13 protein-coding genes are annotated in these 11,109 nt (G+C 37.3%); 2 read left to right on the top strand and 11 right to left on the bottom strand.

What is annotated here, in order from left to right:
• Window positions 1–146: 146 nt before the first annotated feature.
• Genes lacD through ESP02_RS03155 form a run of 7 tightly spaced genes read right to left on the bottom strand, consistent with a single transcriptional unit; the run spans window position 147 to window position 6,453 of the window.
• Complete coding sequence (gene lacD / locus ESP02_RS03125; protein WP_002372545.1) at window positions 147–1,124, bottom strand: tagatose-bisphosphate aldolase; 978 nt, start codon at window positions 1,122–1,124, stop codon at window positions 147–149.
• Between the two features lie 12 nt (window positions 1,125–1,136).
• On the bottom strand, window positions 1,137–2,063 hold the full coding sequence (gene lacC / locus ESP02_RS03130) for a tagatose-6-phosphate kinase (protein ID WP_002372543.1): 927 nt from the start codon (window positions 2,061–2,063) through the stop codon (window positions 1,137–1,139).
• Window positions 2,060–2,590, bottom strand: coding sequence for a galactose-6-phosphate isomerase subunit LacB (gene lacB / locus ESP02_RS03135; protein ID WP_002372540.1), 531 nt, complete (start codon window positions 2,588–2,590; stop codon window positions 2,060–2,062). Before lacB ends, lacC begins: the two co-directional genes overlap by 4 nt.
• A 13-nt stretch (window positions 2,591–2,603) precedes the next feature.
• A complete protein-coding gene (gene lacA, locus ESP02_RS03140) occupies window positions 2,604–3,032 on the bottom strand; it encodes a galactose-6-phosphate isomerase subunit LacA (RefSeq protein WP_038398336.1) in 429 nt (142 codons plus the stop codon).
• A gap of 17 nt (window positions 3,033–3,049) precedes the next feature.
• Window positions 3,050–4,453, bottom strand: coding sequence for a 6-phospho-beta-galactosidase (gene lacG, locus ESP02_RS03145; protein ID WP_002372537.1), 1,404 nt, complete (start codon window positions 4,451–4,453; stop codon window positions 3,050–3,052).
• Window positions 4,454–4,464: 11 nt separating this feature from the next.
• A complete protein-coding gene (locus tag ESP02_RS03150) occupies window positions 4,465–6,126 on the bottom strand; it encodes a lactose-specific PTS transporter subunit EIIC (protein WP_002372535.1) in 1,662 nt (553 codons plus the stop codon).
• A gap of 15 nt (window positions 6,127–6,141) precedes the next feature.
• On the bottom strand, window positions 6,142–6,453 hold the full coding sequence (locus ESP02_RS03155; protein WP_002372533.1) for a PTS lactose/cellobiose transporter subunit IIA: 312 nt from the start codon (window positions 6,451–6,453) through the stop codon (window positions 6,142–6,144).
• A gap of 173 nt (window positions 6,454–6,626) precedes the next feature.
• Between ESP02_RS03155 and ESP02_RS03160 the strand changes: the two genes are divergently transcribed.
• A complete protein-coding gene (locus tag ESP02_RS03160) occupies window positions 6,627–7,412 on the top strand; it encodes a DeoR/GlpR family DNA-binding transcription regulator (protein ID WP_025478260.1) in 786 nt (261 codons plus the stop codon).
• A 148-nt stretch (window positions 7,413–7,560) separates the two neighbouring features.
• On the opposite strand, the gene ESP02_RS03165 is transcribed toward ESP02_RS03160, so the two are convergent.
• From ESP02_RS03165 to ESP02_RS03175, 3 genes are all read right to left on the bottom strand, one after another.
• Window positions 7,561–8,460, bottom strand: coding sequence for a metallophosphoesterase (locus ESP02_RS03165; protein WP_002372526.1), 900 nt, complete (start codon window positions 8,458–8,460; stop codon window positions 7,561–7,563).
• A 9-nt stretch (window positions 8,461–8,469) separates the two neighbouring features.
• Window positions 8,470–8,826: an iron-sulfur cluster biosynthesis family protein gene (locus tag ESP02_RS03170; protein WP_002287910.1), complete on the bottom strand. Its 357-nt coding sequence runs from the start codon at window positions 8,824–8,826 to the stop codon at window positions 8,470–8,472.
• 63 nt (window positions 8,827–8,889) lie between these two features.
• Window positions 8,890–9,471 carry a GNAT family N-acetyltransferase gene (locus ESP02_RS03175; protein ID WP_002372524.1) on the bottom strand — a complete coding sequence of 194 codons (582 nt, stop codon included), beginning with the start codon at window positions 9,469–9,471 and terminating at the stop codon, window positions 8,890–8,892.
• 229 nt (window positions 9,472–9,700) lie between these two features.
• On the opposite strand from ESP02_RS03175, the gene ESP02_RS03180 reads away from it, so the two are divergent.
• Window positions 9,701–9,997, top strand: coding sequence for a hypothetical protein (locus tag ESP02_RS03180; RefSeq protein WP_002290488.1), 297 nt, complete (start codon window positions 9,701–9,703; stop codon window positions 9,995–9,997).
• Between the two features lie 138 nt (window positions 9,998–10,135).
• Here the strand turns inward: ESP02_RS03180 and ESP02_RS03185 are convergent, their stop codons facing one another.
• Window positions 10,136–11,089: a siderophore ABC transporter substrate-binding protein gene (locus tag ESP02_RS03185; protein WP_025478259.1), complete on the bottom strand. Its 954-nt coding sequence runs from the start codon at window positions 11,087–11,089 to the stop codon at window positions 10,136–10,138.
• Window positions 11,090–11,109 lie beyond the last annotated feature (20 nt).

Here is an 11,109-nt window from a genome sequence, read left to right on the forward strand (position 1 = left end):
AACATTCGCTGACTATTCTCCACAGTAAAAAAGCAGCAGATCCACGATAAATGTATCTACTGCTCTTACTTATCCTTATATTTGACAGGGATTTTCTTTGTCGTTGATGATATTCCATCACTGCCGTAGTAATAACAGAAAAAATATTAGAACCTATTAAAATCAATAGGTGTCGCGGTTTCCTTCAATACGGTATTTAAGCTTTCGATATTTGCTCGTCCTTGTGTATTCATCCATTCAATTGCTGCCTCTTTTCCATCAAGGACATAATGTTTGATTCCATCAGCCCAAGTGGCACGACCACAAAGAACACCGTTGAAGGTAGAACCAGCATGTTTTGCAAAGTGTAAGGTTTCTTGGAACAATTCAGAGGTTACACCAGCACTCAAAAAAACGTAAGGCAGAGGAGTAGATTCAGCTTGTTCTTTGAAAAAAGCTGCTGCTTCTGATTTTGTATAAATGGCTTCATCTATCCCATACCCTTCGACATATTTCATATTGACTGGCACTTCTACTTTTAGTGCATCCACCCCGTAACGTGTTTTAGAGAATTCTTTCATCATTCCAATCACTTTATGGGGTTTTTCGCGTGCATATTTTTTCGATGCTGAATCAGGAATGGTTGCATCATAAGACAGCAATTCTAGAAAGAATGGTAACTTCTCTGCTTGGCACTCCAAACCAATTCGTTCAATAAAGGCGTGCTTTTGATGATTTATTTCTTCAGATTCATCAATATCATAATATAGAAGTGTTTTACATGCATCCGCACCAGCTTCTTTCAAGCGCTTAACTGACCAAGCAGTTAACAAATCTGGGAGGCGTCCAGGAGTGGAGGTATCATAGCCAGTTTTCTCATAAGCTAACAATAATCCTGAATTTTCGTTCTTTACATCAGCAGCAGGTAGCCCGTAGTCTGGATCTAATAAAATAGATGATGCATATTCCGTTAATTCAGAGGCAACGATTTTCTTAAATTCTACAATCTCTGTGTCTTCTGCTTCACTTCCCTTGAATTGAGCAATCATTTTCTTCAATGCACCACGTTGGTCGATTGCTAAAGCACCAATTATCCCCTCGCTACTACATAAGCGATTGATAAATCGTCGTTTTTCTTCATTCAAATTGATATCCTCCTAGACTTCTTTTATTTGTATCTGCTTAATTAATGTATGATAATTTACTAACTCAATATAACCCGTGGTTTCTTCTTGTGCATTTAGTATTCCCAGAGCATTTCCTTGCTTCAGCACCACATCAACTGATTTTTCTTTTTCAATAGCAACCGCTAAACCAGCTAACATTGCATCACCAGAACCTACAGGGTTTACGGCTTTGATTGAAGGGATCATCACATGATAGAATCGATTCGAATGTTTAGCAAATGCACCTTTTCTACCCATCGAGACTACAACCCAGTCAATACCAGCAAATAACGGATCCGATAAAGCTACTTTCAGTTTCTTCACATCCGTAGTGATAGGCTGATCTAATAACTCCGCTAATTCTTGTATGTTTGGCTTAATCAAATACGGTTTAGATTCTCCTTTAAGTACTGTCATCAATGCTTCACCAGAACAATCTAACATGACCGGCTTGGGTCTGCAGACTTGTATCATTTGCTGGTAAAAATCTATCGGAAGTCCTTGAGGCAAACTACCAGAAAAACAAATAACATCAGCTTTTACTGCCAATTTTCCTAAATGATTGAGAAAGTCAGAAGCCTCTTGTGTAGAAACAATTGGTCCCCTTTCTAAGATTTCCGTCTGCTGATCTTCATGTAAAATAGCGATGCAATTTCGTGTTTCGCCTTTGATGGACAAAAATTCATGAAGGATATTATCTTGCGTTAACCTCTCTTTGATTTCTTCCCCTAAAACCCCACCAATTAATCCACTCGCCATCACTTCTGCATCTAATTGTTTCAAAATGCGTGTGACATTCAATCCTTTCCCACCGACTGTTTTTTTCACATTTTTCACACGATTGACTGCATCTAAACTAAATTCTGTTAATGGATAAGAAACATCGATTGAAGGATTCATCGTAATCGTTAGAATCATTGATTAGCCTCACAATCTTGGTATTCATCGCGATTCCATTTTTCGATAAATTCATCAAAAAAATTCGGATCAATTTGATACTCATTAGCTTTTTCGATTTGTTTGATTTTAGCAATCAGTTGCTGGTTCTCATCCGTTTCTTGATAGTTTGCCTGAATGAAAGCATCAAGAATATCACAAATCAAAAATTCTCCAGTAATCCGAGCGCCAAACCCGATCACATTTGCATCCAATTGTTCTTTTGCATAGATAGCTGTTGTCATATCACGCACTAATGCGCTCCGAATACCTGGAACTTTGTTTACTGCATTATTGATTCCTACCCCGGTCCCACATAAACAGACCCCTAGATCTGCTTTTCCCATCACTACTGCTTCTCCTACTTTTTTTCCATAAATAGGATAATGAGTCCGTGTGAAATCATAGGTTCCCATGTCTAATACTTCATGTCCTTTTGCTTTCAAAAAATCTGATAGAGCCATTTTAGTATCTGTGACGATGTGGTCACAACCAATTGCGATTTTCATACTTTCTCCTTTTTTATGCCATTTTATTCAACATATCTACACGAACTTGATGTCTACCACCTGCGTAAGTTGCTTGTAAAAATTCCTTTACGATCGATAACGCTAACTCTTCTCCTACAATCTTCGATCCAAGAGCAATCATGCGAGAATTATTGTGCTCTCTAGTCATATAAGCACTACGTTCGTCTGAAACTACTGCTGCAATCATCCCTTTGACTTTTGTTGCTGTGATGAAGCTTCCTACTCCGTAACTGTCTACTGTAATACCTAAACTTCCTTCATTCTTCATTAGATCATTCGCGACGGCTAAAGTAGATGCTATAAAATCTTCCGAAGGAGTCTCACTTTTATCTGCTATCATAAATCCTTTTTCGATTAGATCTTTCTTGATCACTTCTTTCAGTTGCATTCCATCTTTATCCGAACCGATTACTATACGCATCTTCTTACCTCTCTTCCTTATTCAAGCAATTTGCTGTTGCTGATTTTCTTATACCAATAGGCACTTTTTTTCGCATATCGATTTTGATTTTTAAAATCGACATAAAATAAACCATAGCGTTTCTTATAGCCATTTGTCCATGAAAACACGTCCATCAATGACCATACAAAGTAACCTTCTACATTTACCCCGCGCTCAATAGCTTTTAAAATGGCTTTCAAGTGTACGAAAATATAAGCGATTCGAGAATCATCTTGCACTTGCTTGTCACATAACACATCTTTTTCGCCCATTCCATTTTCTGTTACATAGATTTTTTTATAGTTTGGATACCGTTCCTTGATAAAGACCAACATATCCTCTAGTCCTTGCGGATAAATTGGCCAATCCCAGTCTGTTGTTGGAACTTCAGGGTTATTGACTCTTTCTCCGACCCCTTTCAATGCAAAACGACTACTTCCTTTTTCTCCCGTACCGTTGTGATGGATAGTAGATTCACCAATATAAGCTTTTACGAAATGGCTAGCATAATAATTAACTCCAATAAAATCAATTTGATCAGCTGCATAAGCTAATATCTCAAATTCTTCACGTGTAGTTTTCAACACTCCTTCGTTTTCGCGAAGAATCTCTTCGATGCTCTCCAAAGTATCTTCAGCGTAATATCCCCTATAAGTAGCGTCTAATAAAAATTGATTTGCCAAAATATGTTCTTTTCGTGCAGAACGTTCATCTTCAAGATGATTGGTAATACCATATTTTGATTCCAAGATGTGGACAATACCGATTTCCCCTAGGCACTCCGCCTTTTTATACTTTTCCACTACTTTTGCATGGGCAACCATCATGTTGTGCATGGCTTGGATGGCTTTTGGAAGATCGTATTTTATATTCGGTGGAAAATGACCAATAATGTATTGACCAGCTACTACAGACCAAGGCTCATTGAACGTGATCCAATAATTTACTTTGTTCCCATATTCTTTGAAACAAAACTCCGCAAAATCAACATAAGCAATAATCGTTTCTTGAGAAAGCCAATCGCCCTTTTCGAACAAAGATAAAGGGGTGTCAAAGTGATGCAAGGTGACAAAGGGTTCCACTCCATTAGCTATACATTCATCAATCAATTTGTGATAAAACTGAACACCGGATGGATCAAATTTTCCGACACCTGAAGGAAATATCCGTGACCAAGCAATAGAAATACGAAGACCATTGATACCGAATGCACGGCAGAATTCTAGATCTTCTGGGTATTTATGATAAAAATCACTTGCTAGACTTGGATCAAACATACCTTGCTCTTTTAAATAATCATCCCAATAATTCTTCCCTCGATTTCCTTCTAATAGTGCACCTTCTGCTTGAAAAGCAGCTGTCGCAGCACCAAAAACAAAATGTTCCGGAAACTTATTCATTCTTTACCTCCTTAAATTAAATTCTTAAAAACAAAATCTACTGCTTGATTCGGCGCTTTCGCTAAAGCCACATACTCCGCTCCACTAGTAGAAACAGCTTTTGTTTTGTAATTTTTTACATCTTCTTCCAACTCTTTAAACATTGAAGCCATTTGTGGAGCTAAAACGATCAAATCAAATTCATTGATTAAATCTTTGTGTTGCCCATAAGCCATTGCTGTAGATTCAATATCGATAGCTCGAGCTTTAGCACCTTTTTTGATTGCATTAGCCAACATAGAACTTGTTGCACCATTTGCACATAGAACCAATACATTTTTTTGACCACCTTCTTCCATTAACCCTGTAGTCACTTGTTCAGCTATAGGAGGTTCTTCTGTAAAGATTGGTTCAGCCTTTACTTCCTCAAGGTTTTCTTTTGCCACTAATTCATTGTCGTATGCTTTGAAAAATGGAAAATATATTAAAAAATCAACGATCAGTAATAGTATGACTAATAAAACTGCTAATCCAGCAAATCCTGTTCCTAAAATCAAACCAATTGGTCCAGGCGTTGTCCATGGCAAATTATAAATAAATCCATCCATCCCTAAAGTATCGACGAAAAACTTAAAAATCCACACATTTAAGATTGGCGCAGTCACAAAAGGAATAAAGAAAATCGGGTTCAAAACAACTGGTGCACCAAACAGGATCGGTTCATTCACACCAAATAACACAGGGATAGCAGAAGCACGGCCAATCGTTTTCATTTGCTTCGACTTTGCCAAAAAAGCAAACATGAATGTTAGGATAAGCGTAGCTCCTGTACCACCTAAAGTAGCGACAAAATATTGGATCCCTTGAGAAAGAATCCGTGGTGCATGTTCACCACTTTGATAGAGCTGAAGATTCGCTTCAACATTTGTAATATAGATTGCCGCAACTGCAGGTTCTACAATAGAAGGTCCGTGGATACCGACAAACCAGAAAAAAGCCATTGCACCAAAAATCAATGCCAGTCCTAAATATCCATCTGCAGCACTAAAAATTGGCTGGAACAATTCAATAATCTTTTCTGAGAATCCTGTTCCTGCTAAATGCCTGAACCCTAAGTCGAATAACCAAAAAAAGACAGTTACTAATGTGATTGGGATAAGATCTTTGAATGTCTGCGAAATATTCCCTGGAACTTCTTCAGGCATTTTTACAGTGATATTGTTTTTGACACAGAAACGATAGATGTTTGGGACAATAAATCCGACTACAAAAGCTGTCAACAATCCTTTTGTTCCCATAAAATCAGAAGAGAAACCGCCTTCAATCGTATCCACGCCAATAATCACAAATCCGATAAATGCTGCGATCATCGTTGAAGTAGGATTGATTTGATTGGTTTTAGGTAGTTTATTATTAAAAGTCTCTGTCAAACTTTTTGCCACAGTAGCGGCCATAAGCAAACCTAGAATACCCATTGATCCGTTGTAAGCCTTCATTAGAATCGTTTCGATTGATGTATCCCAATGGAAACCGAAAGCATTTGGAACATAAGCAGCTAACAAAAAGAAACTTGAAAAAAGAATCACTGGTATAAGGCTGATAAAGCCATCTCTAATCGCTCTCAAGTAAGGATTATTCGAAATCTTTTCAAAATGAGGTTTCATCTTTTCGATTGTTTGTATCAGCTGTTTCATACTGCTTCTGCCCCCTTACGCTTTTTTGTAGATATTGAATAAATGTCTGATCGTATCTTTCAACAACATCGTCGTCATCAAGTGATCTTGTGCATGGACCATGATAAAACCGATTTCGATTGATTCACCGTTTGCCTCAGCTGCTAACATTTGTGTTTGAGATTTATGTGCCTCCATCAAACTGGTATGAGCTTCTTCTACTAGCCGCTCTGCTTGCTCAAAATTTTTCTTTTCTGCTTCTTCAAGCGCTTCCATTAATTTGGATCGTGCTTCTCCTGCAAATGCAACTACTTCAAATCCAATCATTGCTGCTTCTTCTTTATTCATCGACTTCTCCTTTTTGTTTATTTTTGTTTGTTTTTGTTTCTTCCAAACATATCATGAAAGAAGAAATCATTCCTGTCAATAGCAGAGTTACTGTTTAAAATTGACTTTATTTTCAAAATATAATATGTTTAATTCGGACATAAAAGAAGGACTTGAACGAGGGGCAAGAAAAAATGATAAAAGAAGAACGTCAAAAGTATTTGATGGATTTATTGAGCCAATATAAATTCTTAAAAGTAAGAGACATCGTCAATGAACTTAAAATAACTGACATGACTGTTCGTAGAGACTTTCAAGAATTAGAAGATAAAGGACTGATCATTCGTGTACATGGTGGTGCAAGAATCATTGAAGACAATAAGAATGATATACTTACTGAGCTAAGCCATCGAGAAAAACAACATATCCATCTCAATGAAAAATTGGAGATTGCAAAGATCATTGCTAAGAATATATTCGAAGACGAGACTGTTTTTTTGGGTGCAGGTACAACCATCGAACTGGTCTATGAGTTTTTAACCGTGAACCATGCCAAGATCATCACGAATTCCATTCATGTATTCGACAAATTCAAACATGATCCAAGATTTGAATTGATTTTGATTGGCGGTTCTTATCGGAGTAAAACAGGTGCATTTGTGGGGACGATTGCAAATGATTTTATTTCAGGAATCCATGTGATGAAAAGCTTTATCGGAGTAAATGGATTAGATACATCTGCTATCTATACTTCAAATGAAGACGAAGGATTAACTCAAAAATGTGCGTTGAATATTGCTGAACAGAGATTTATTGTTGCTGATCACCATAAAATAAATAAAAAAGATTTTTACAGTTTTTATTCTTTAAAAGACGCTGACTACCTAATCACTGACTCAATGATTACTGCGGAAGATCAAGAAATACTCGGAAAGAAGATTCCTATATTATCTTCTAAGGGACGACTTGATTTATCTTGAATAGAATGAATTTTCCGCTATTGCTTTCTCTCATGATGCCACAGATATAGAAAAACAAAAAAACTTGGTACACGAATGTTGTACCAAGTTTTTTTGTTTTTCTAGAATGTGTTTATCGATCAATCATACACAGGTGTAACTGTTTCTTTCAATACGAAATGATCGTCATCGCTTGTTCAAATTCCTCTTGCAAATGTTGTGTTTGATAGGCCTGAAAAGCTGGGTGATGGGCACGCAAGAGTACACGTAATTTCATAGGATCATAGCTGTCTAACAACTGTTCTTTCAAAACAAAATCACGAGTTAGTTGCCATTCATAATAATAACCGAATGGTCGACAACTATAAATTGCTCCATGGATCAACTGATCTTCGAACCGCCGATGCGTATGACCAAAAACTACTTGTTTGATATTTGAGTAATGGTCTAGTAATTTTCCGAATGATTCTGATCCTAAAAACGCATTTAATTTGTTCCAACGCTCATAAGGAGCAGATTGATACACGATAAATGCTCGTTTAGGAACGAAATGAGTGGATAAGATGACCTCAAGCTTTTTTGCTTCCAACTGGTCTAGCAATTTTTTTGCAGCTGCAAGCATTTCTGCATTGACCTCGAGATCTGTTTTCCCACGCTGGATGAACCGATCATACCAATACAAACGTTTCATTCGTACGATTGCATCGTAATCTTTCAATTCGGAAAACTGATAGTCGTACCAGCCATTCATCCCTAAAAGAACGGTCTGCTCATTTAAAGCAATATACCGTTCATTTAAAAAATGTGGGTCTGGAAAATGGTCCATCATCTGTTCATTGGGCACATCTGCCAACTCGTGATTGCCGAAATGAAATGTCGTAGATAATCCTTTATTGACGAAAAATTCGACAACAGCTAGGCAACGATCTACTTTATTGGCCGTATCTCCGGCTAGATGAAGCCGAGTGATCTTGTGCTTTTGCAAAACTTGCCAAAGCTGCATCAGCTCTGATTCGCCGAATTTATTGATGTCCACATGTAAGTCGCTGATGATCGCCAATTTTCCCATTTTATCCCTCTAGTCTTTTCGAACAACTTGCAAGTTGCCTTTTCTCAAGCCGCTTGGTCCTTTTAATTGTAAACTATTATAAGTTGGTTCTAAAGCAAGTGTTGATGGATCATCCATGTAAAGTATTGCACTGTCTTTGATTTTGATTGGTCCAACTGGTGTATCAGCCACTACAGAATAAAGACTTAGATCTGTTTGTGTATCTTTTTTAACAATGATCAATCGAAATGCCGTGTCTAATTGGCAACTGACTTGGCTTTCTGCAAATGGACCGTCGCCGTTTTCGATATCTAATAAAAGTTGATCATCTGCTTCTAACTTATTTTTCAATACTTCTTGTGCTTCTTTTGTCACTTCTAATTTCATCTGTATCACCTCACGTCATAGAATAATCACTTTATTCATCAGATGCAACTAATTTGTCTGGTTTTAGCTGTTTTCTGTTTGTTGGAGAGCCAACCATTTGGATCTTGTGATTCCTCTTATCACTAAAGAAACCACTTCACCATTTCTTCGCTCAGCATCTGAGATCAATCCTTCTTTTTTCATATGTAACTTCTCCATTACCCGTCCCGAATTGGAATTTCTCACGTCATGGGTAGCAAAGATCCTTACAAGATCTAATTGTTCGAAACCTAGTTTCAGCAAAGCAGCGGTAGCTTCAGGCATATAGCCATTTCCCCAATAGGCAGAATTGAGCGCATAGCCGATTTCGGCAGTCCCGTTATGGTCATTCACACGGATATCTGTCGTTCCGATCAGTTTACCTGATTTTTTTAGTTCTATACCATATTTTCCTAAAGGGTCCTTTATAAAGGATGTAGCAATATTTGCTCTTGTTTCTGCTAATGATTGGTTTGCGGGAAAGAGGAACCGTGTCGTTACCTCATCACTTGCATATTCATATACATCCTCTGTATCTGCTAAAGTGACGGGTCGTAAAATAAGTCGTTCTGTTTCTATCCATTGATTTTCTGCCAGTACAAGGTCTGTTTTAATTTCTTCTCCCATCTAAATCCGCTTCTTTCGTTATTTTTTCTCTACTATAGCGAAGCAGGCTCCAAAAAGCAACCTGTTCTTTGTCCAACCTTATCCATTCCTTAAATAACAAAATATATTCTAAAAAATAAACATCCCTTAATAACTATTGGAAAAAGAATAACTTTTTGTTCACGGATTATTAACAACTCTTCGGTAAAGTAAACTTATCAAATAAAAAGACTTCTTTGGAGGAATCACTATGAAAGAATATATAAAAAGTATCTATTTTATCGAAGAAACACAAAACATCGAGGGTTCTTATATTGAAGTAAAAACACTTTTTGTCAATGAAGATAAAACAAAAGCATTGGATATCTATAAAAAATTAGCTGCAAAACAAACGAATAGTTTTGGATTGATATTAAGCGAGTATAAGATCAAAGCAGAAGAAAGTTATTTCTATCAATTATTGAAACGTTGGAGTAAGCTTCCCGCCGATTTTTATCGAAAAATGCAGATCATCAACTATCAGCCGCTTGCTGAGACACATGCGTGAATAAAGGTTGTGAAATCAGCTCTTTAACCTGAGTATTAAAGAAAAAAGATTTCCCAAACACATAAAAACCGACCTCTAAAGTTAGCTGGAAAATCTAACTTTTAGAGGTCGGTTCAATTTTTTCGATTATTTTTGATTCTACTTAAATGCTTGATCCACATCTTCGATCATCAGTTTCATTGACTCTAAACCGCCCCCGCTTAAATACCAAACATCTGGTTCAAGGGAGATGATCTGCTGATTTTTACCAGCATTCGTTTGTGCTACCAGTTCATTGGCAGAAATATCATCTTTGCTGTCGTCTCCACCAATAGCTTTTGTTCGGTCTACCACAAATAAGATATCCGGATTTTTTTCCAGCACATATTCATAAGAAACACTTTGACCGTGAGTGGATGCTTCGATTTGATCATCTACTTGTTCAAAGCCAAATAAATCATGGATGAAACCAAATCTAGAACCTGATCCATAGGCTGATAATTGCCCTTCATTCACAAGTGTGACTAGTGCTTTTTTGTCAGACGCTTCTGCTTTCTTTTTCGTCTGATCGATTGCATTGGATAATTCCTCTAATTGAGTTTTGGCTTCTTCTTGCTTGCCAAAGATCTCCCCTAAAGTAGTGACATTTTGCTGGAAAGATTCCCATGGCTTTTTCGCATCTAAAGAAAGGGAAATAGTCGGAGCGATTTGACTTAGATCTTTTTGAAAATCTCTTTGTCGGCCAGAAATGATGATCAGATCTGGCTGAAGCTGATTGATTTTTTCTAAGTCTGGTTCTTTGATCCCACCTGCTGATTCCACTTTTTTATAGGAGGAAAGATACTCAGGAAGGCTGCTCGTAGCTGCTCCAACTACCTTATCTCCAACACCAAGAGCATCCATCGTATCTAAAGAACCATTGTCGAATACGACGACTTTTTTAGGATTCTTTGGCACCTCGATTTGATCGCCATTACTGTCTTTTATCGTTAATGCCGTTTCAGCTTGCGTACTGCTTTTCTTTGTATCTGCCTGACTGGTGTTGTTACTATTTCCACATGCTGCTAAACCAAATGATGCTAGAATCAAAATACCTACTACTAATTTTTTCATCTCTTCTCTCCTAATGTTAG

The organism is Enterococcus sp. NBRC 3427 (assembly GCF_007996925.1).
GTDB classification, from domain to species: Bacteria; Bacillota; Bacilli; order Lactobacillales; family Enterococcaceae; genus Enterococcus_B; species Enterococcus_B lactis.

Bases quoted from the DNA above. Each gene is read 5' to 3' on its own strand.
- ESP02_RS03170 (WP_002287910.1), bottom strand. From the start codon at position 8,826: ATGAAATTAGAAGTGACAAAAGAAGCACAAGAAGTATTGAAAAATAAG.
- ESP02_RS03185 (WP_025478259.1), bottom strand. From the start codon at position 11,089: ATGAAAAAATTAGTAGTAGGTATTTTGATTCTAGCATCATTTGGTTTA.
- lacC (WP_002372543.1), bottom strand. From the start codon at position 2,063: ATGATTCTAACGATTACGATGAATCCTTCAATCGATGTTTCTTATCCA.
- ESP02_RS03175 (WP_002372524.1), bottom strand. From the start codon at position 9,471: ATGGGAGAAGAAATTAAAACAGACCTTGTACTGGCAGAAAATCAATGG.
- lacB (WP_002372540.1), bottom strand. From the start codon at position 2,590: ATGAAAATCGCAATTGGTTGTGACCACATCGTCACAGATACTAAAATG.
- ESP02_RS03165 (WP_002372526.1), bottom strand. From the start codon at position 8,460: ATGGGAAAATTGGCGATCATCAGCGACTTACATGTGGACATCAATAAA.
- ESP02_RS03150 (WP_002372535.1), bottom strand. From the start codon at position 6,126: ATGAAACAGCTGATACAAACAATCGAAAAGATGAAACCTCATTTTGAA.
- lacA (WP_038398336.1), bottom strand. From the start codon at position 3,032: ATGCGTATAGTAATCGGTTCGGATAAAGATGGAATGCAACTGAAAGAA.
- lacG (WP_002372537.1), bottom strand. From the start codon at position 4,453: ATGAATAAGTTTCCGGAACATTTTGTTTTTGGTGCTGCGACAGCTGCT.
- ESP02_RS03160 (WP_025478260.1), top strand. From the start codon at position 6,627: ATGATAAAAGAAGAACGTCAAAAGTATTTGATGGATTTATTGAGCCAA.
- ESP02_RS03180 (WP_002290488.1), top strand. From the start codon at position 9,701: ATGAAAGAATATATAAAAAGTATCTATTTTATCGAAGAAACACAAAAC.
- ESP02_RS03155 (WP_002372533.1), bottom strand. From the start codon at position 6,453: ATGAATAAAGAAGAAGCAGCAATGATTGGATTTGAAGTAGTTGCATTT.